Source organism: Ruegeria arenilitoris, assembly GCF_013032855.1.
In the GTDB taxonomy this organism is placed as follows: Bacteria; Pseudomonadota; Alphaproteobacteria; order Rhodobacterales; family Rhodobacteraceae; genus Ruegeria; species Ruegeria arenilitoris.
In genome coordinates, this window is record NZ_WQDA01000005.1 from 135684 (window position 1) to 155050 (window position 19367).

Consider the following 19367-nt stretch of genomic DNA (forward strand, 5'->3'; position numbering starts at 1 on the left):
GGTCTATCGTAAATGTAATGTTTCCGGTGAGCAGAAACCTCACTTCGCTTCCCGCAACTTTGCCAGAAATTCATCGCATGCCTGTGCGCTGCCGACGATCTCGTCCGTCGTTTCAATTCCTTGCAATGATGCCATCTCGGAGTTCACGCGATTGAGGATCTGATCTGCTTGCTCGGCGGTGATCAGGTTCTCGGCCTGAGCTCCCTTCAATGTGGTGCACACACCGGCGGACAAGCCTGTCGCAACGCCGACACCCATCGCGGCCCCGCCGCCCAAGGTCATCGCTCCAACCACGCCGAGGATGAGCCCGATCACAAGCCCCAAGATCACTTTTCCCATGTTTTCCTCCCATTTTGCGGGAAAGAGTTCCGCCTTCATTCCTGGCGCAAACCACGTGCCCATCTGCATATCAGAACCAGTGCCAACAGGTTGAGCACCGGTGCAATCGCCGCGAGCCACGGTTTGGCCGACTCTGAGAAAAGGTCCACCGCAAGGACCCAAGGCAGACCCAGCGGCAAAAGGAATACGCCGGACAATGGGTCTCGTTCCTGTCCAAACCAGCCAAAAGTGCCCGTCACAAACGCTAACAACGCCAACAGGTAAAGGGTCGCGAACGCGATGATGGTTATTCTGCAGACCAAGCCGGACCTCAGCGTATCAAGCCAGTGCAGCGCAGCCGATTTCGGCTACGCATCAAACGGGTCACAACGCGCCTTCGTCGCCCAGGAACTCGATACCAGCTGTCGCGCCGTCACTGTAGGCAATACAATTCCACGGAGCCCGATCCTCTCCAACCCCAACGGTGACTTGTGTTCCAGCCTCGCTGAAGGCGGATGAGAGCACGACCACCTGCGAATTGTTGGTTGTTTTGGCCACGTCTCGCAGACACGCCTGTTGAGCGGGCGTCAGTTCGGCGGATGCACTTGACGTGCTCGTATCGTCACAGGCCGCTAGTAGTGCGAAACACGTCGCGCCTGAAATCATCATGACTTTGTTAATCACTTTCTTCTCCTCTTGGGTTTGTCGATACATGTGGAATAGGTGGCCTCTTTTTCGCGCGCACACGTCTATGCAGTCATACGAGCATACCCCGGTCTGGTAATTCCCGTTCCAAAAAAGTCTGTCGCCAATGACGTGGCTGGCAGACAGGATTTCTGCTGATCCCCGGGACCGTGAACAAAGCGTGCTGACGCAATGACGTCATGGGCAAAAGCCGGTGCGAACTTTCGAGGGAGGGATCGTACGTTAAGTCCGGGCACCGCGTCCTCCCAACGCTGATCTTCGTGAAATGCCTTCCGACCGCCAGCACTCACTCCAGCAGTCGGAAGGGCCCGACGAAACGGGCGACAGCGACAACAACGGAGGTAAAGCTAAAGTTGTGTCGAATTCGTATTTTTGAATCAATTACAGGATAAATCAATGATTTTTCCGCGCGTAAATTTTCGTACGTTTGCCGACGATAGGATTCTGCATTCAAAGGGAAAAGGCGAGGCCGCTCACGGAGACTTTGCAATCTACCCGCTTGCGCCGCTGTGTCTCCGGACCTTCCGGGCTATCCGAATCCACTTGGTTGAAACACCGTAGTTCGCTGCACGGCCTATCGCTCAGCTGGTGCTGAACGGGCGCTTGGATTCCTCGATCACGCAGCCGCTCAGAACGTCGTTGACAGTGCAGCCCGATTCATTGATGAGATTGGCGCTGATGGTTCCCGATCGTTTTGGCGGTCGGGTAAAAGGGAATACGGTGCGGCGCCGTTCTGACGCCAATTCCGTGACTGCCCCCGCAACTGTAGGCGGTGTGCGACCCCCGGATGCCACTGGGCCGATAGGTCTGGGAAGGCGGGGCAAGCCATACACCGCGAGTCAGGAGACCTGCCATCATCAAACGCAACTCAACCCGGGCGGGGTGTCTCGGAAGGAGGCCAAGATGGCATTTTCGGCTTACGCCGCTGACATGACTGGTTCCCTGTCCGGCCCGCGATTTCGCGGAGGCCGAAATGAACCGACAATCAACACATCACATCACGGTTTGCCTATCTTGCCGACCCAAGGGCGCAGCCGTACAGCCCGGGCCTGACCTGATCGGACGATTGCGCGCCCCGCTGGCCGAAGACGACGGTTTGGCAGGTTTTGACGTTTCCGGTGCCGCCTGCATGGCCGGATCATCTGCCAAACGGTGCTTGAAGCTGGCGGAGCACCGGCGAAGGCGCGCGGCAAAAACGTAGAACTTGTAAGCAAGCCCTTCACTATCTTAGCCGTATCAATGGGTAATGGCGGAGACGAAGGGATTCGAACCCTCGAGACGGTTTCCCGCCTACTCCCTTAGCAGGGGAGCGCCTTCGACCACTCGGCCACGTCTCCGCCGACGGGTATAGCCGTGCAAGCGACGGAAATACAAGGCCAATTCCTGCACCACCGGAAATTTTTGCCGGATTGGGCGAAGCCCTTGAAAACGCTTGGAATCGCTTGGGTCTGCACCCGCTTGGGCAAAGGCGTGGTCACTATGTCTTGCTGTTGGGTTTTCAAGAACCATGCGTGGATTCGCGTTCTGCTTCGATTTGGTTTCGCTGTCCCAACGTCGGTTGGCCTTAGAATGTACGCGCGGCCAGAGTACGTAATCGGACACAAAAATTTGGGCGAGCCAGGTGCGGTAGGGAACTGCATCTGCAAAATGATGGGTGCCGCAAACGGCTGAACCAATTGGAGAGGTTGCCTGCCTTTGGCGTTGGAACGCGCTTTGCTGGATCACCAGTGTCAGGTGGTTTGAGTTGCAGAAACGGCCGTTTCTTTTGACTAAACTCGGCGGCTCAGCTTCTCCGCTGAACAGGCATAAGAACAGAAAACTTGCCAATCACATGCCAATGGATGCATATTTGCTAAGATTTTAGTCATTTTGATTGATCCAAAAAAACAGTTTCAGAGGCTGGCCGGGCAGTGAGCGCATCCGCGCTCTACAGTAACCTTTGGGGGAAGGGCTGGCATTTTGGCTTGGTTGAAGATTGTTCTGGTTGGTTTTTTCGTTCTTTGCGTTCCTGCCCTCAGTTGGGCAAATATCGGAACCGTAATCAGCGTGAAACAGGGGGCGGACGTGACCCGTGGCGGCAAAACGCTGCCCCTGCGTAATGGCATGGAGGTGTTGTCCGGCGACTCGATCGTCACGGATGCGAATGGCGTGGTTCAGCTTGTCTTTGTGGATGACACGAAGATCGCGGTTGGTCCCAATGCGCGAATGGTTCTGGACGTGAAGATGTTGCGCGGCAACCGCAAGGCCAAGAGCTTTGCTGTCGAGGCGCTGGGTGGAAGCTTCCGGTTCATCTCGGGCAAAAGCAGGAAACGCGCCTACTCCATCAAGACTCCGACGGCCACCATGGCGGTGCGGGGCACGGTATTTGACATGTGGATCGCGCCGGGAAACCAAAGCGCGATGCTCGTGCTGCATGGCACGGTTCAGATGTGTGGCCTCGGCGGCTCTTGCCGATCGACGGGCCGGATTTGCAGCTTGTATGCAACCAGCCAGCGTGGTGCGGTCGGGCGCCCGGTCGATCAGGCGATGTATGACAAGGCCGTGGTCAGTGGTTTTCCGTTCATTCAGTCGCAGAAAGACCTCAAGCCGCCATTGCAGGTGGATGTCGAAGGTTGCTCGGGTGAATCCCAACCTGCGCCGCGCGCAAAATCGGACGCGCCCGAACCGCGCCGGTCCGCTCCGCCGCAGAGGCAGGTCAAGGCAGCGGTCGCTGCCCCGCCCGAACAACCGGATCCGGTTGGGCAGTTCGACAGGCCGGGCGACCGGCCCGAAACTGTCGATGATCGGCGGGATGCTGGCGGCGGTGTCTTTGGGTCCGGCGGCGATGGCTAGAGCGTTGTCCATGTCGTTGCCGGCGAGCAGAGGTTGACGTGAGCGTCAGGCAGCACGAGAAGGCCGGACGGCGCCGTGCATTTCGGCTGGTGGGCCTGGGGCTGATCCTGTTTGGTTGTCTGCTGCGGGTACTGGACCCTTATCCGGTCCGCATGTCCCGGCTGATCTATTTCGACGTGTTGCAGCGGTTGTCCCCGCGCGCTTTCGATCCCGATTTGCCGGTCCGGGTCGTCGATATCGACGAAACGTCGCTCGAGAATTGGGGCCAATGGCCCTGGCCCAGGACCCTGTTGACGCAGATGGTCGAGCGTTTGGGCGACTATGGCGCCGCTTCAATCGCTTTTGACATGTTGTTCGCCGAGCCCGATCGGTACTCACCGTCGCGGCTGCTGAGTGATCCGGCCCTAGCTGACATTCTCAGCGCCAAAAAGGAAGCCGCCCAGCTGGACAATGACATCTTGTTCGGGGCCGAGGTTTCGAACTGGCCCGTCGTGATGGGTGTGGCGGCGCGATTGACCGGAGGGGATCAGGACATTGCCCCGAAGGCCGGGATCGTGGAGATCGGCGAAAACCCGGCCGCCGGGCTGGTGTCCGTGCCCCACTGGACTCCGCTGGCGCCACCGCTGGACCGGGATGCAACCGGGATCGGCGGTGTGAATGTTTCACCATTGGGCGGCACGGGCGTGGTGCGCCGGGTTCCGGTGTTGTGGCAGGGGCCAAGCGGTGTTCTTCCCGGACTTGGGCTGGAGGCTCTGAGGGTCGCGACGGGCGAGCCGGTGATCTTCATCGAAGGGGCTCAGGGCGAGGCCGGCATCGTGCTGTCGGTCGAATTGGCGGGTCTGGTCCTGCCCACAACGGAAAACGGAGAGGTCTGGGTCAGGTACAGACCGGATGATCCCGGGCTCTACCTGTCGGCCAATGACATACTGCAATCCGCAGATGATCCGGTTCTGCGCAGCCAGATCGAAGGCCGGATCGTATTGATCGGAACATCGGCGGCAGGTCTGTTCGACATGCATCAGACTGCGTTGGGAGAGTCCGTTCCCGGCGTCTCCATCCACGCCCAAGTCATCGAGCAGGCGCTGCTGGGCGACATGCTGACCCGGTCGGATGTCACCGCCGCCCTCGAACTTCTGGCTTTCATCATCCTTGGAGTCGTCGTCACGGTCGTCATGTCCAGTTTCGGGGCCGTTGCCTCGTTCATGGCCGGCGGCATCGCGGCGGCCGTGGTTGTCGGGGTCAGTTGGTTGGCATTTCAGAACCAGTCCGTGCTGTTCGATGCAACCTTCCCGCTTGCCGGCGGGATGGCCAATTTCGGGCTGTTGTCCGGTTATCTGTTCATATCGACCGAGCGGGAAAAGCGGGTGATCCGGCGGATCTTCTCGCACTATGTCGCGCCCGAGATCCTGGACGAGATGGATGCAACCGGACACCAACTTCAACTGGGCGGTGAAACGCAGGAAATCACGGTCATGTTCTCGGACATTCGCGGGTTTACACCGTTGTCCGAGCGGGTGTCGGCCACGGACCTGGTCGCGCTGCTCAATGAACTGTTTTCGGTCATCGGAGACCGGATCCTGCACGAAAAAGGCACCATCGACAAATTCATCGGGGATGCGGTCATGGCGTTCTGGAACGCGCCGGTTCCGGTGGAGCGGCACCCGCTTCTGGCGGCACAGGCTGCGTTGCAGATGCGGCGAGCTCTGGCCGAGTTCAATGCTTCGGACACGATGCGCGGGCATCCTCCGATCGCATTGGCGACAGGATGTGCCACGGGAATGGCCTGCGTCGGCAACATTGGCTCGCGGCGGCGATTCAACTACACGGTGATCGGAGATGTGGTCAACGTCGCCGCTCGAATCGAGCAGAGTTGCCGCCAGGTCGAATATGACATCCTGATCTCAAGCTCAGTCTCACAGGCTGCTGGCGCCGATCTCGCGATGCTCGAAGCCGGGCTTGTTCATCTGAAAGGCAAGACCGAACTGGAGCCGTTATTTGCTTTGGTCGGTGACAGCGTGTTGGCCCATAGCGCGGATTTCCGGAAGCTGCAGGAGATGCATCAGGATCTGATCATTGCGATACGTGCACGGCGGGCTCACGACGAAATACAGCGCTTGAGCGAAGCCTGCAGCGCCCAAGCAGGCTTGGTCGAACCGGGCCTGCGCGCGTTCTATGCGGCCTTGCCGGGACGGTCGGCTGATTTCCGGTTCGACATCCGCTCGGGCCAGGCGATGTTCAGTCATCATGGCAACGTGCACCGGTTTCCCGGATGACAGGGACCCGTTACGGGCCGCAGAGTCAAAACGGGCCGTGCCTTTTTCAAAGGCACGGCCCGTTTCGATCGGACAGGGTTCTCAGTCTCGCCCCCTCGAATACTATCTACAAAATCACGAACTAAAACTTCGATACATTCGAGACTGATCCACATTCCCAATCGGGATGAAACATTGATGCCCGATTTCAACCGGGGCGACAGTGAAGCAGTTCACATTCGCAGAAACTTTTTACAGATTTCTCCACTCGAAGAATCCGGGCCCGGCACGGTGCAGCAGTTCTGCCGCCACGGCCCGGCCCATTTCCGCTGCGTCCTCCGTCGAACCGGTCTGGCTTTCGGTGATGGCATCCGATCCATCCGGGCGCAGGACCTCGCCGCGTAGGCGCAACTGCCCATCGGCAAGTTCGGCCAGACCGGCAATCGGAGTTTCGCAGGACCCGTCCAGCGCGGCCAGCAACGTGCGCTCGGCCGCCAAGCGACAGGCCGTTTCAGAGTGATGAATGGCTTCCAGCATCTCGGCGGCCCGGTGGTCGTCCGCGCGGCGTTCGATGCCGATCGTACCCTGCGCGATAGCCGGCAGCATGTCGTCGGGCGAGATCGCGGTGGCAGGTACGTCCTGCATGTTCAGGCGGCGGAGGCCGGCCATGGCCAGGAACGTGCATTCGGCCACACCATCAGCCAGCTTCTTCAGCCGGGTCTGTACGTTGCCCCGGAACTCGACCACGTTCAGATCGGGCCGGCGGTGCAGCAATTGGGCCCGTCGCCGCAGCGACGAAGTGCCGACGACCGCGCCTTCGGGCAGGTCATGGATCGAGTTGAGGCGGGGCGAGATGAAGGCATCGCGCACGTCCTCGCGCGGCAGGAACGTGTCCAGCACCAGCCCCTGCGGCTGTTCGACGGGCATGTCCTTGGTCGAGTGCACGGCGATGTCGATGTCCCCGCCCAGCATCGCCTCTTCGATTTCCTTGGTGAACAGGCCCTTGTTGCCGATCTCTTTCAACGGACGGTCCGCGTCGATCATGGCGCGGTTGTCGCCGGTGGTCTTGATCACCACGATCTCGAACGCCTGTTCCGGCAGATCGAAGGCATCGCACAGCCGCTGACGGGTTTCATGGGCCTGGGCCAGCGCCAGCGGCGAACCACGGGTGCCGATCTTCAGCGGCGATGCGGGGGTGGGCAGGGTCAAAGTCATGGGCACAGCTTTAGTCGCGTCACATTGCCCTGACAATGGGGGCCACGCTTGACATTTTGCCGCTGAAGGCGGACCCGTTGCGCAAACCGGAATAGTGGGGGCTGACATGGCCGAGAACAAGAAACTGCTGCGGGCGCTGGCGGGCGAGGTACTGGACACGCCGCCGATCTGGATGATGCGACAGGCCGGACGCTATCTGCCGGAATACCGCGCGACGCGGGAACAGGCGGGCGATTTCCTGTCGCTGTGCTACACCCCCGATCTGGCGGCCGAGGTGACGCTGCAGCCGATCCGCCGCTATGGGTTCGATGCCGCGATCCTGTTTGCCGACATCCTGCTGGTGCCGCAGGCGCTGGGCGCCGACCTTTGGTTCGTCACTGGCGAAGGGCCGCGCCTGTCGACGATCACGCAGCAACCGGATTTCGATGCGTTGAAGCCGGTTGATGCGATTCACGAGACCTTGTCGCCCGTCTATGAAACCGTGCGCATCCTGTCGCGCGAGCTGCCGTCCGAAACGACCCTGATCGGCTTTGCCGGCGCTCCGTGGACCGTTGCGACCTATATGATCGCCGGGCGTGGCACCCCTGATCAGGGTCCTGCGCACGCCCTGCGCGAGGAAAACACCGCGCTGTTCGAGGCGTTGCTGGACCGGATCACTGCGGCCACGATCGAATATCTGTCGGCTCAGATCGAAGCGGGGGCTGAGGTGGTCAAGGTTTTCGACAGCTGGGCCGGGTCGCTGAAAGGCGAGGCTTTCACCAAATACGCGGTCGAGCCGTGCCGGATCATTACCCAGGCGCTCAAGGAACGCCACCCGGGCATTCCGGTCATCGGTTTCCCGCGTGAAGCGGGCGAGGGTTATGTCGGTTTCGCGAAGGCCACTGGGTTCGATTGCGTGGCGCTGGACAACTCGGTTGCTCCGGAATGGGCGGCCGAACATGTGCAGGTGGATGGCTGCGTGCAAGGCAACTTGGCCTCGTCGCACATGGTCACCGGCGGGCAGGCGCTGGTGGATGAGACCCGCCGCATCCTGCGCGCCTTTTCCAAGGGGCCGCATATTTTCAATCTGGGTCACGGGATCACGCCGGATGCCGACCCGGAGAATGTGCAGTTGATGATTGACACGGTCCGCGGCGGGTAGGCGGCGCGGGAGGGGGCCAGCGCCCTCTTGGCCGTTGGCCAGATGAAGGGTGTGTCAGGTCTTCTTGAGAGCCTGAAGTTCGTTCAGAATTTCGGTCGTGTGTTGGCCGCGGGCCGGGCTGGGTTTCGGCTGCCATTGGTGGGTGGAGAAGCGCGGGGCGGCGGCGGCCTGCAGGGTGCCGTCTGCCGTGCGCCAGGTTTGGCGGGCGGTGTTCATCGGGTGGGTTGCGGCCTCGTCGGGGCAGAGCACTGGGGCGACGCAGGCGTCTGAGCCTTCGAACAGTTTGGCCCAATGGTCGCGCGGTTTGGTTGCGAAGATTTCCGCCAGGCGCCGGGTCAGGTCTGGCCAGTGCGTGCTGTTGTATTGTCGCTGGAACGCCGAGTCTTGGGACAGGCCCAGGATTTCCAGGAATTGGGCGTAGAATTTCGGCTCGAGACATTGGACCGAAACAAAGCCGCCATCCGCGCAGGCGTAGGTACGGCTCCAATGCGGGCCGTCCAGCAGGCTCTGGCCGCGCGTGTCGGACAGGTTGCCGGTCTGGCGCAGGCTCATCAGCAGGTTCATCATATGCGCGGACCCGTCGTAGATGGCGGCGTCGACCACCGTGCCTGTGCCCGTTGTGCGCGCGTTCAGCAGCCCGGCCAGTATGCCGGTGACCAGATACATCGCGCCCCCGCCGATATCGCCGACCAGCGTGGCCGGGGTCATCGGCTCGGCGCCCGGTGGTGAGCCGTACCAGAGTGCCCCCGACAGCGCGATGTAGTTCAGATCATGTCCTGCGGTGTCGGAAAGCGGGCTGTCCTGGCCCCAGCCGGTCATGCGGCCATAGACCAGCGCCGGGTTCAGGGCGTGGCAGGCTTCGGGCCCCAGGCCCAGCTTCTCCATCACGCCGGGGCGGAAGCCTTCGATCAACGCATCGGCAGTTGCGATCAGGCGCCGGGCGGTTTCGAGGTCGCCGGGGTCCTTGAGGTCAAGCGCGATCGAGCGCTTGCCCCGGTCCAGCACGGATCGGTCCGGCATGCCGGGTGTGACGGCGCCCCCCTTGCGGTGGATGGTCACGACATCGGCCCCCAGATCCGCCAGCATCATGGCGGCGAACGGGCCGGGGCCAAGACCCTCGATTTCGACAACACGGATTCCGTTCAGCATGAGCAGCACTCCCTCGCGGCGATGCTGGCCGGGGCCCAGCAGGAATGCAAGACCGACCGGCAGCGACGCGGCGTCTGGCATCGGTCTGATCCGGAACGGGAAAAATCAACAAACACATCGGAATACTTGCCAGCTTGGGGCCAGCGGCGTAGCGTGCTGTCCGGGGTGGATCAGCGAGGGGTAGGATGCGTCTTTGGATCACGATCAGTGCCGCCATGGTCTTGGCGGTTCTGGCGGCAATCATCCTTCTGCTGCACCCACCCGGCGACCTGCGCATGGCAGCCGGACCGGCGGGTGGTGCCTATATCGAAGTGGCGCAGGACTATTCCGATATCCTTGCCGAGGATGACATTCGGCTCGAGATCGTCGAAACCGCAGGGTCGGTCGAAAATGCGCGTCTCCTGGAAGACGGGGCTGTGGATGTGGCCTTCTTGCAGGGCGGCATCGAAGTTGACCCGGATCGGGCGCAGGCCATCGGGACGGTGTTTTTCGAGCCGATGATTTTCATGGCGCGCGAGGATGCGTGGATTCCGCCCAATCCCGCGCTGTGGCGTGGGTTGAGCATCAACAGCGGTGCGCCCGGGTCCGGCACCGCGGACGCATTCCGCGACTTCGAGCGCGCGGTCGGGCTGGCCCAAGAGGATAACGTGCATGTTGCACTGCCCTATGACCAGGCGGCCGACGCCTTGTTGGACGGAACGTTGGACATCGCCGTCTTTGTCGCCCCGATCGAAGCCCCCTACCTGCTGGCCGCGTACGAGGTGCCGGGACTGAAGGTGCTGAACCTTGAACATGTCGAGGCGATTTCGCGTCGTTTGTCCTATGCCACCGTGGTGACCGTACCGACCGGAGGCATGTCGCTGAACCCGGTTCTGCCGCCGCGCCCGGTAGATCTGATCGCTCTCGAGGCGCGGCTGGTCGTGCGGCCGGGACTGCATCCGGCGTTGGTCAATCGACTGACGATGGCGGCGATCGCCCTGCACGAGGCTCAGGGCATCATTAATGACCCCGGGGCCTTTCCGGGGATCGAAGGGACCGCATTGCCCCTCAACAACACCGCACGGCAGCTGATACTTGAAGGGCCATCCACCTGGCATGATTGGTTGCCTTATTGGGTGGCGGCGCAGGTCAATCGGGTTTTCCTTCTGTTCCTGCCGTTCTTTTTCATCGTCCTTCCGCTGGTCCGGTTGTTGCCGCGCATCTACGCCTATTTCCAACGATGGCGTGTCTGGCAGCACTACCCGGAAATTCGTCTGATCGAACAGGACCTGGCCGACAACCCTTCCGCGGAAGACCTCGTGCGGATGCAAGGCCAATTGCAGGTGCTGGACGAAAAGCTGGCGGACCTACGGCTGCCAGCGGCCTACAGGCAAGGGCAGTATGATGCCCGTCTGCATCTGGAACTGGTGCAGAAACGGATTTCCGACATGCGGGCTCAGGATTCCGGGGGCGGCGGGTAATGTGTGGAACACGGTTGCCGCAACGGCAGTTCGTGGATAGGTCTTTGGTCGAATATCAGACATTTAAGAAAGGGGGGTGGTCCCATGCAAATGAGTGACACGCGTGAAATTCAGGCGGCGCCGTCCGATGTCTATGCGGCCCTGCTGGACCCCGAGGTGCTGAAAGCCTGCGTGCCCGGTGCGCAAGAGGTTTCGGGCAATCCGACGGACGGTTACGAGGCGACCGTGGTGCAGAAGGTCGGGCCGGTAAAGGCCACGTTCAAAGGCACCGTCACGATGCCCGACATGGTTGAGGGTCAAAGCCTGACCATCGCCGGTGAGGGCAAAGGCGGGGCGGCGGGTTTTGCAAAGGGCAGCGCCAGTGTCACGTTCAGCGCCAGTGACAGCGGTGGAACGGTTCTGGCCTATGACGTGGATGCCAAGGTTGGCGGAAAGCTGGCGCAGCTAGGCAGCCGTTTGATCGACGGCTTTGCCAAAAAGATGGCTGACCAGTTCTTCTCGAACCTTCAGCAGCATTTCGAAGGCCCTGCAGCGCCGGAAGAGGGCGGCAAAGACACCTCCGAAGGGGAAAAGAAAGGCTGGCTGGGTCGCCTGACCGGGCGCGAGTGAAACCTGCGTTTGTGCGCAGAGGACTGTGCGGATTTGGTCTGTTCGGCAATCCTTTGGCGCGATACTGTCCCGGCCAGAACTGGGAAAACGCATGACGACAATTCTTTCGATCAAGGATCTGCGCAAAACCTATGCCGGCGGGTTCGAAGCGCTGAAAGGCGTATCGCTGGACATCGAAGAGGGCGAGATCCTGGCCCTGCTCGGCCCGAACGGGGCGGGAAAGACCACCCTGATCTCGACGGTTTGCGGGATTACCACACCCACGTCTGGGACCGTCACAGTAGGGGGGCACGACATCCTCACGGACTTTCGTGCCGCCCGGCGCATGATTGGCCTCGTGCCGCAGGAAATTGCGCTGGAGCCGTTCGAGAAGGTCTGGAACACCGTGCGGTTTTCACGCGGTCTGTTCGGCTATGGGCAGGACAGTGCGCGGATCGAAGAGATCCTGCGCAAGCTGTCGTTGTGGGACAAGCGCAAGAACGCGATCAAGGAACTGTCGGGCGGCATGAAGCGGCGGGTTCTGATCGCCAAGGCTCTGGCGCACGAGCCGCGGGTGCTGTTTCTGGATGAACCCACCGCCGGCGTGGATGTCGAACTGCGCAAGGATATGTGGGCCATCGTCGACGAGTTGAAGGCTGCCGGTGTCACCATTATTCTGACCACCCACTACATCGAAGAGGCCGAAGCCATCGCCGACCGGATCGGTGTGATCGACAAGGGCGAACTGATGCTGGTGCAGGACAAAAACACCTTGATGGCGCAGATGGGCAAGAAGCAGATCGAGGTCATGCTGACCCGCACGATCTCGGACATTCCCGGCAGTCTGGCCCACCACAATCTGGTGCTGAACGGGCAGGGCGATGCGCTGATCTATACCTACGACACCAATGCCGATCGCACTGGCATCACCACTTTGCTGAATGACGTGGCAGAGGCGGGGCTGGTGTTGCGTGACGTTCAGACCCGGCAATCGAGCCTGGAAGAGATTTTCGTCAACCTCGTGTCCGGAGATGCCGCATGAACTGGTCCGCCATCGCCGCCATCTACCGGTTCGAAATGGCCCGGTTCTTCCGCACCCTCGCGCAGAGCTTTCTGTCACCGGTTCTGTCGACCTCGCTGTACTTCGTGGTGTTTGGCACTGCCATCGGCAGTCGCATCCAGGAGGTCGAGGGCGTCTCCTACGGCGCCTTCATCGTGCCGGGGCTGATCATGCTGTCGGTGGTGATGCTGTCGATCTCGAACGCGTCCTTTGGCATCTATTTCCCCAAGTTCCTGGGCACGATCTACGAACTGCTCTCGGCTCCGGTGAATTTCATCGAGATCGTGATCGGCTATGTGGGCGCCGCCGCGACCAAGGCGTTGTTCGTGGGATTGGTGATCCTGACCACCGCCACGTTCTTCGTGGACATCCGCATCGAGCACCCCTTCGCGATGGCCGCCTTTCTGATCCTGTCCTGCCTCAGCTTTTCCCTGCTGGGCTTCATCATCGGGATCTGGGCCAGCAATTTCGAACAGATGTCGTTGGTACCGCAGCTGGTTGTGACGCCTCTGATCTTTCTGGGCGGCACGTTCTACTCGATTTCGATGCTGCCGCCGGTGTGGCAGACGATCTCGTTGTTCAACCCGGTGGTCTATTTGATCTCGGGCTTTCGCTGGTCGTTTTACGGGCTTTCGGACGTGCCCATTCTGCTTAGCCTTCTGGCGATCCTGGCCTTTACCGGCTTCTGTCTGGCGGTCATCGGTTGGATCTTCAAAACCGGGTGGCGCATCCGCAGCTAGGGCGTTGCATTTTTGCCGTGGCTGAACAGGATTTTGGTTCACGTCACGTTCATGGCAGGTGGGGTCCCTTGTTTAAGGGGCGGGCGCACTCTACATCGGCACCCATGAAACTCAGCCTGCCGTTTCTCAACAAGCAGCCAACCGTGGCTGTCGTTCGCCTGTCCGGAGCCATTGGAATGGCTGGCCGAGCCTCGCTGAACGATGCCTCTTTGGCACCGGTTCTGGAAAAAGCCTTCCGCAAGGGAAAACCTGCCGCCGTCGCGCTCGAGATCAATTCGCCGGGCGGATCGCCGGTGCAAAGCTCGCTGATCGGTGCGCGGATCCGACGGTTGGCCGACGAGTTCAAGGTGCCAGTCCATGCCTTTGTCGAGGATGTGGCGGCCTCGGGTGGTTATTGGCTTGCGGCTTCGGCGGACGAGATCTGGGCGGATGACAGCTCGGTTCTGGGGTCGATCGGGGTCATCTCCTCGGGGTTCGGAGCCCATGTTTTTCTGGCCCGTCAGGGGATCGAGCGGCGCGTGCACACCGCCGGGAAATCCAAATCGATGCTGGACCCGTTCTCTCCGGAGAAAGAAGAGGATGTCGCGCGTCTCAAGGGGCTTTTGGAGGACATCCACCAGAATTTCATTGCCTATGTGAAAGCTCGGCGCGGCAGTCGCTTGGACGAGGCCGCCGATCTGTTTACCGGTGAAATCTGGCTGGCGCGGCGTGCGCATGAACTTGGGTTGATCGACGGCATCGCGCATCTGAAGCCAAGGATGCAGGAAGTGTATGGCGACAAGGTCAAATTCCGGCGCTACGGGTTGCGCCGACCGATCTGGTCGCGGTTCGGAACGGACATGGCGCAGGACGCTATTTCCCTGCTCGAGGAGCGCGCGGCCTACGCGCGCTTTGGTATGTGACGTGATCGTCAAGGTCGTCATTCTGTTTCTGGTTGCCATGGGGGTCCTGGCGATGTTCGGAAAGCTGCGCTTTCCCGGTCAACAGCGATTGATTTCCGCGAAATGTCCGCGCTGCGGTCGGTTCCGGATCGGCAAGGGCCCCTGCACATGTGAGCAAGGAGGGCGTCGATGACGGCCTGGCTGCTTTCCGGTCTTGGCTTGTTGATCCTGCTGTTGGCCGGTGACGCGCTGGTGCGGGGTGCGGTGAATCTCAGCTTGCGCCTGGGTGTTCCCGCCTTGATCGTCAGCCTTACGATCGTGGCCTTCGGTACCTCAGCGCCTGAGCTTCTGATCGCCATCAAGGCCATCGAGGAAAATGCGCCCGGTATCGCGCTGGGTAATGTCGTCGGTTCGAACACGGCCAACATTCTGCTGGTCTTGGGTTTGCCGGCCTTGTTGGCAACGATCCACAGCAGCGAATGCAACACGCGCAGAAACTACATCTTCATGTTGCTGGCCTCGGTTCTGTTCATCGGTTTGGCCTTTTGCGGAGAATTCAACCTGTTCAGCGGGGCAATCCTGCTGGCGGGATTGGCTCTGATCCTGCTCAACGCCTTCCGAGAAGCGCACGCGCATCGCAATTCCTGCTCGGAAGAGCAGGACCTGGAAACGCTGGAAGAGGCCGACCCGGACATGCCGTACTGGAAGGTGTCGCTGTATCTGGTGCTGGGGCTGATTGGTCTGCCGATGGGCGCACATCTTCTGGTCGACAACGCGACCATCATTGCGCGGACCTACGGGGTCAGTGAAACGGTGATCGGGCTGACGCTGGTCGCGGTCGGAACCTCTCTTCCCGAACTTGCGACCACCGTCATGGCCGCGTTGCGCCGGCAGGCCGATGTTGCTCTGGGCAACGTCATCGGTTCGAACATGTTCAACCTTCTGGGCATTGTCGGTATCGCCACGCTGTTCGGGCGCATCCCCGTGGACCCCGAATTCCTGCAATTCGATCTTTGGGTCATGCTGGGCTCATCCCTGCTGCTGATCCCGTTCGTCTTCTTCAAGCAAGACATCACCCGGGTCTGGGGGTTCATCCTGACGCTGCTGTACGTCACATATGTCGTGATCCTGTTGGCCTGATCTGACTGAAAGGAGCCCCTACATGACCCGAGCACTGGTGACCGGCGCCGGCATTCGACTGGGGCGGGCCATGGCGTTGTACCTGGCGAAACGTGGCATGGACGTTGCCGTGCACCACGCAACCTCGGGTGCAGCCGCCGCCGAGACCGTGTCCGAGATCCAGTCGATGGGCCGCAATGCCGTGGCGCTGCAGGCCGATCTGCTGGACGAGGATCAGGTGCAGACCCTTTTGCCGCGCGCGGCCGAGGCGCTGGGCGGTCCGATTACCTGTCTGGTCAACAATGCGTCGATCTTCGAATACGACAACATCCGCACTGCCACCCGGCAAAGCTGGGATCGCCACATGGACAGCAACCTGCGCGCGCCCTTCGTGTTGACGCAGGCCATGGCGGGCCAGGGTCTGGAACCCGAGATGGATGAGAATGACGAACCCGTCGCGACCGGCTTGATCGTGAATATGGTCGACATGCGGGTGCGCAAACTGACGCCTGAATTCATGTCCTACACCATCGCCAAGATGGGGCTATGGGCATTGACCCGGACGGCGGCCCAGGCACTGACGCCGGCCATTCGCGTCAATGCCATTGGGCCGGGTCCAACCCTGCAGGGACATCGGCAAAGTCCCCAGCACTTCAAGACCCAACGCGAAAACACGGTCTTGGAACGCGGTGCAAACCCCTCGGATATCAACGCGGCTCTTGGGTATTTTCTGGACGCGCATGCGGTCACGGGCCAGCTTTTGTGCGTTGATGGCGGCCAGCATCTGGGCTGGCAAACGCCTGATGTAGTGGGCCTTGAATAGGTATTGCCGCTGCAAGTTTTGCACCGCTCTCGATCCTGTTACAGGTTCGTTACAAAAATGTCTTTTTTTTCATACACTTGTAAAACGAGAATAAAAATATCTTTTATAATCAATGTGTTGAAATTGTGCCTATTTATTGTGCAACGCAGTGAAAACACAAGGATTCAAGGAAAAATCACGGCGCAGGGAAAGTTGTCCGCACAGTTATCCACAAGAATCGTGGATTTGTTTTCTCTTGATCTGAGGCGCGCAAGATTGCAGCCACGGTCAGAGAATCGTATCTCTCTCTCATGACCGCCGACAGCGCCCCTCAATCCCAGCCTCAGCCGACCGGCTATGCCTGCATCCAGAAATACGTGAAGACGCTGGACAGTTCGCCGGGTGTCTATCGGATGCTGGATGCGGACAGCCGGGTTCTGTATGTCGGCAAGGCGCGCAACCTGCGGGCGCGGGTGTCGAACTATACCCGCCCCGGCCATTCCGGCCGGATCGAGCGGATGATCGCCTCGACCGCGTCGATGATGTTCCTGACCACTCGGACCGAGACCGAGGCGCTGCTGCTGGAACAGAACCTGATCAAGCAGCTCAAGCCCAAGTACAACGTGCTGCTGCGCGACGACAAAAGCTTTCCCAACATTCTGGTGGCCAAGGATCACCCGTTTCCGCAGATCAAGAAGCATCGTGGGGCCAAGAAGGAAAAGGGCGCCTATTTCGGCCCCTTCGCCAGCGCGGGCGCGGTGAACCGCACGCTGAACCAATTGCAGAAGGCGTTTCTGCTGCGCAACTGTTCGGATTCGATGTTCGACAGTCGCACCCGGCCCTGCCTGCTCTACCAGATCAAGCGCTGCTCGGGGCCGTGCGTGGACATGATTTCGCAGGCCGACTATGCCGAAAGCGTGTGTGACGCCGAGCGGTTTCTGTCCGGACGCTCGACCCGGATCCAGGAGGAACTGGCCGCGCAGATGCAGGAGGCCTCGGACGCGATGGAGTTCGAGCGCGCCGCCGCCCTGCGCGACCGGATACGCGCGCTCACGCAGGTGCAGACGGCGCAGGGCATCAACCCGCGCGGTGTGGCCGAGGCGGATGTGATCGGCCTTTATATGGACAGCGGGCAGGCCTGCGTTCAGGTGTTCTTCATCCGCGCCAACCAGAACTGGGGCAACCGCGATTTCTATCCGCGGGTCGGGCCTGACGTGTCGGCGGCCGAGGTGATGGAGGCCTTTCTGGGCCAGTTCTACGACAACAAGGAACCGCCGCGCCAACTGATCCTGTCGGACGGGATCGAGAACGCAGACCTGATGCAGCAGGCCCTGTCGGAAAAGGCCGGTCGCAAGGTCGAGATATTGGTGCCGCAGCGGGGCGAAAAGCTCGAGCTGGTCTCGGGCGCGCTGCGCAACGCGCGCGAGGCGCTGGCGCGCCGCATGTCGGAAAGCGCGACGCAGGCCAAGCTGCTGCGCGGCCTGGCCGAGGCCTTTGATCTGGACGCGCCGCCGAACCGGATCGAGGTCTATGACAACTCGCATATCCAGGGCACCAACGCGGTGGGCGCGATGATCGTGGCCGGGCCCGAGGGGTTCATGAAGAATGCCTATCGCAAGTTCAACATCCGCGGAGACGACCTGACGCCGGGCGACGATTTCGGCATGATGAAAGAGGTGCTGAGCCGCCGCTTCACCCGCCTGCTGAAAGAGGACCCGGACCGCGACAAGGGCCTGTGGCCCGACCTGTTGCTGATCGACGGGGGCGCGGGGCAGGTGAGCGCCGTGCACGAGATCATGCAGGCGCACGGGGTCGAGGACATCCCGATGGTCGGTGTCGCCAAGGGCGTCGATCGGGACCACGGCAAGGAAGAGTTCCACCGCATCGGCCAACGCCCCTTTGCCCTGAAACGCAACGACCCGGTTCTGTATTTCATTCAGCGGCTACGGGACGAGGCGCACCGTTTTGCCATCGGTACCCACCGCGCCAAACGGGCCAAGGCGATGGGAGCGACGCCTCTGGATGAAATCCCCGGCGTGGGCGCGGCCCGCAAACGCGCCTTGCTGGCACATTTCGGCAGCGCAAAGGCGGTCAGCCGCGCCAATCTGGCGGATCTGAAGGCGGTGGACGGGATCTCGGCCGGTCTGGCGCAGAAGGTCTATGATTTCTTTCACGAAAAGGGCTGAGGCCGCCGGCGCCCGCGCCACAGGATGTAAAGCCCCGAGGCCACGATCAGCGCGCTGCCCAGCCACATGGTCTGGTCCAGATGCTCGTCGAATATCAGTACGCCCAGCCCGATGCCGAACAGAAGGCGGGTATAGCGAAACGGAGTTACGGCCGACACTTCACCCGTCCGCATGGCCAGCATCAGCGAAGAATAGGCCACCGCGCCCATCACCACGGCTCCAGTCAGGTGCAGGGCGGCTCGGGCGTCCACCGGCACCGCGGCGGCGCCTTCGAACGCCCAATACAGACCGCCGGCGACGACAATTGACAGAAAGCCATAAAACCCAAGAACGGTGGTGCCCAGCGTGGCCGGGGCCGCGCGGCTGGCCAGATCGCGGCCGGCAAAGCCCAGCATCCCCAGCACCGCAAGAATGGACAGGGCCGAGAAACTGTCTCCGGTTGGCTGGATGATGATCACCACTCCGATCAGTCCGACCAGAATGGCACTCCAGCGGCGCCAGCCGACGGTCTCCCCGAAGAACAGCGCGGCACCCGCCACCACGACCAGCGGCGTGGCCTGCAGGATCACCGTGGCCGAGGACAGCGGCGTCAGGGCGATGGCCAACACGTAGAACAGGCGACCGAAGACTTCGAACAGTACTCGGATCTTCATCGGCTTGGACAGGACATCGGGGTGCAGCAACCGCCGCCCCTGAAGCAACGCGGCTCCGGCGAAAACCAACGCGCCGCCCAGCCCGAACAGCACCAGAACCTGCCAGATGGGAAGCGCTTTGGCCGCACTTTTCAACAGCGCGTCCTCCAGGGCGAACCCGGCCATGGCCGCGATCATCCAGGCGCTGCCGATCAGGTTGGCGCGCGCATCGGTTCTGATATGTGAGGTCACGGGGCGGATCTTTCCTGGTGTGCTGATACCCGCGC

The 19367-nt window shown here is 61.2% G+C and carries 16 protein-coding genes, 1 tRNA gene and 1 riboswitch; of the genes, 11 read left to right on the top strand and 6 right to left on the bottom strand.

Annotation, left to right across the window (positions count from 1 at the left end):
- Positions 1 to 39: 39 nt before the first annotated feature.
- From GOW72_RS16195 to GOW72_RS16205, 3 genes are all read right to left on the bottom strand, one after another.
- Positions 40 to 378: a hypothetical protein gene (locus GOW72_RS16195; protein WP_170367557.1), complete on the bottom strand. Its 339-nt coding sequence runs from the start codon at positions 376 to 378 to the stop codon at positions 40 to 42.
- A 324-nt stretch (positions 379 to 702) separates the two neighbouring features.
- A complete protein-coding gene (locus tag GOW72_RS16200) occupies positions 703 to 1002 on the bottom strand; it encodes a hypothetical protein (RefSeq protein ID WP_170367558.1) in 300 nt (99 codons plus the stop codon).
- Between the two features lie 683 nt (positions 1003 to 1685).
- Positions 1686 to 1893: riboswitch (cobalamin riboswitch) on the top strand.
- Between the two features lie 377 nt (positions 1894 to 2270).
- Positions 2271 to 2360, bottom strand: a tRNA-Ser gene (locus GOW72_RS16205).
- A 709-nt stretch (positions 2361 to 3069) separates the two neighbouring features.
- On the opposite strand from GOW72_RS16205, the gene GOW72_RS16210 reads away from it, so the two are divergent.
- Both GOW72_RS16210 and GOW72_RS16215 read left to right on the top strand, forming a co-directional pair.
- Positions 3070 to 3855: a FecR family protein gene (locus GOW72_RS16210; RefSeq protein ID WP_342355393.1), complete on the top strand. Its 786-nt coding sequence runs from the start codon at positions 3070 to 3072 to the stop codon at positions 3853 to 3855.
- A gap of 38 nt (positions 3856 to 3893) precedes the next feature.
- Positions 3894 to 6128 carry a CHASE2 domain-containing protein gene (locus tag GOW72_RS16215; RefSeq protein WP_342355394.1) on the top strand — a complete coding sequence of 745 codons (2235 nt, stop codon included), beginning with the start codon at positions 3894 to 3896 and terminating at the stop codon, positions 6126 to 6128.
- 231 nt (positions 6129 to 6359) lie between these two features.
- Here GOW72_RS16215 and hemC read toward each other — a convergent pair whose 3' ends face one another.
- Positions 6360 to 7322 (bottom strand): hydroxymethylbilane synthase, encoded by a 963-nt coding sequence (hemC, locus tag GOW72_RS16220; RefSeq protein WP_170367559.1) that lies wholly within the window; start codon positions 7320 to 7322, stop codon positions 6360 to 6362.
- 106 nt (positions 7323 to 7428) lie between these two features.
- Here hemC and hemE point away from each other — a divergent pair, with 106 nt between their 5' ends.
- Positions 7429 to 8463, top strand: a complete 1035-nt coding sequence (hemE, locus tag GOW72_RS16225; RefSeq protein WP_170367560.1) for a uroporphyrinogen decarboxylase — start codon at positions 7429 to 7431, stop codon at positions 8461 to 8463.
- Between the two features lie 54 nt (positions 8464 to 8517).
- Here hemE and GOW72_RS16230 read toward each other — a convergent pair whose 3' ends face one another.
- Positions 8518 to 9612: a CaiB/BaiF CoA transferase family protein gene (locus tag GOW72_RS16230; RefSeq protein ID WP_170367778.1), complete on the bottom strand. Its 1095-nt coding sequence runs from the start codon at positions 9610 to 9612 to the stop codon at positions 8518 to 8520.
- A gap of 185 nt (positions 9613 to 9797) precedes the next feature.
- Between GOW72_RS16230 and GOW72_RS16235 the strand changes: the two genes are divergently transcribed.
- The 8 genes from GOW72_RS16235 (at position 9798) to uvrC (ending at position 18448) form a co-directional block, all read left to right on the top strand.
- A complete protein-coding gene (locus GOW72_RS16235; protein WP_170367561.1) occupies positions 9798 to 11072 on the top strand; it encodes a TAXI family TRAP transporter solute-binding subunit in 1275 nt (424 codons plus the stop codon).
- Positions 11073 to 11156: 84 nt separating this feature from the next.
- On the top strand, positions 11157 to 11681 hold the full coding sequence (locus GOW72_RS16240; RefSeq protein WP_170367562.1) for an SRPBCC family protein: 525 nt from the start codon (positions 11157 to 11159) through the stop codon (positions 11679 to 11681).
- A 91-nt stretch (positions 11682 to 11772) separates the two neighbouring features.
- Positions 11773 to 12702, top strand: a complete 930-nt coding sequence (locus tag GOW72_RS16245; RefSeq protein WP_170343068.1) for an ABC transporter ATP-binding protein — start codon at positions 11773 to 11775, stop codon at positions 12700 to 12702.
- Positions 12699 to 13460, top strand: coding sequence for an ABC transporter permease (locus GOW72_RS16250; protein ID WP_093963579.1), 762 nt, complete (start codon positions 12699 to 12701; stop codon positions 13458 to 13460). The genes GOW72_RS16245 and GOW72_RS16250 overlap by 4 nt, the downstream gene beginning before the upstream one ends.
- A 104-nt stretch (positions 13461 to 13564) precedes the next feature.
- Complete coding sequence (locus tag GOW72_RS16255) at positions 13565 to 14362, top strand: S49 family peptidase (RefSeq protein ID WP_170367563.1); 798 nt, start codon at positions 13565 to 13567, stop codon at positions 14360 to 14362.
- Positions 14363 to 14530: 168 nt separating this feature from the next.
- The gene (locus GOW72_RS16260) at positions 14531 to 15481 is read left to right on the top strand and encodes a calcium/sodium antiporter (RefSeq protein ID WP_170342350.1); all 951 of its coding nucleotides are present in this window, start codon (positions 14531 to 14533) and stop codon (positions 15479 to 15481) included.
- 22 nt (positions 15482 to 15503) lie between these two features.
- Positions 15504 to 16283, top strand: a complete 780-nt coding sequence (locus GOW72_RS16265; RefSeq protein ID WP_170367564.1) for an SDR family oxidoreductase — start codon at positions 15504 to 15506, stop codon at positions 16281 to 16283.
- A 290-nt stretch (positions 16284 to 16573) separates the two neighbouring features.
- Positions 16574 to 18448 carry an excinuclease ABC subunit UvrC gene (uvrC, locus tag GOW72_RS16270; protein ID WP_170367565.1) on the top strand — a complete coding sequence of 625 codons (1875 nt, stop codon included), beginning with the start codon at positions 16574 to 16576 and terminating at the stop codon, positions 18446 to 18448.
- Here uvrC and GOW72_RS16275 read toward each other — a convergent pair.
- A complete protein-coding gene (locus GOW72_RS16275) occupies positions 18433 to 19332 on the bottom strand; it encodes an EamA family transporter (RefSeq protein WP_170367566.1) in 900 nt (299 codons plus the stop codon). The two genes, uvrC and GOW72_RS16275, sit on opposite strands and share 16 nt — an antisense overlap.
- Positions 19333 to 19367: the final 35 nt, after the last annotated feature.

What these genes read in the sequence shown, in the direction of transcription:
- GOW72_RS16195 (WP_170367557.1), bottom strand. Translation starts at nt 378, where the DNA reads ATGAAGGCGGAACTCTTTCCCGCAAAATGGGAGGAAAACATGGGAAAA.
- hemC (WP_170367559.1), bottom strand. Translation starts at nt 7,322, where the DNA reads ATGACTTTGACCCTGCCCACCCCCGCATCGCCGCTGAAGATCGGCACC.
- hemE (WP_170367560.1), top strand. Translation starts at nt 7,429, where the DNA reads ATGGCCGAGAACAAGAAACTGCTGCGGGCGCTGGCGGGCGAGGTACTG.
- GOW72_RS16230 (WP_170367778.1), bottom strand. Translation starts at nt 9,612, where the DNA reads ATGCTGAACGGAATCCGTGTTGTCGAAATCGAGGGTCTTGGCCCCGGC.
- GOW72_RS16235 (WP_170367561.1), top strand. Translation starts at nt 9,798, where the DNA reads ATGCGTCTTTGGATCACGATCAGTGCCGCCATGGTCTTGGCGGTTCTG.
- GOW72_RS16240 (WP_170367562.1), top strand. Translation starts at nt 11,157, where the DNA reads ATGCAAATGAGTGACACGCGTGAAATTCAGGCGGCGCCGTCCGATGTC.
- GOW72_RS16245 (WP_170343068.1), top strand. Translation starts at nt 11,773, where the DNA reads ATGACGACAATTCTTTCGATCAAGGATCTGCGCAAAACCTATGCCGGC.
- GOW72_RS16250 (WP_093963579.1), top strand. Translation starts at nt 12,699, where the DNA reads ATGAACTGGTCCGCCATCGCCGCCATCTACCGGTTCGAAATGGCCCGG.
- GOW72_RS16255 (WP_170367563.1), top strand. Translation starts at nt 13,565, where the DNA reads ATGAAACTCAGCCTGCCGTTTCTCAACAAGCAGCCAACCGTGGCTGTC.
- GOW72_RS16260 (WP_170342350.1), top strand. Translation starts at nt 14,531, where the DNA reads ATGACGGCCTGGCTGCTTTCCGGTCTTGGCTTGTTGATCCTGCTGTTG.
- GOW72_RS16265 (WP_170367564.1), top strand. Translation starts at nt 15,504, where the DNA reads ATGACCCGAGCACTGGTGACCGGCGCCGGCATTCGACTGGGGCGGGCC.
- uvrC (WP_170367565.1), top strand. Translation starts at nt 16,574, where the DNA reads ATGACCGCCGACAGCGCCCCTCAATCCCAGCCTCAGCCGACCGGCTAT.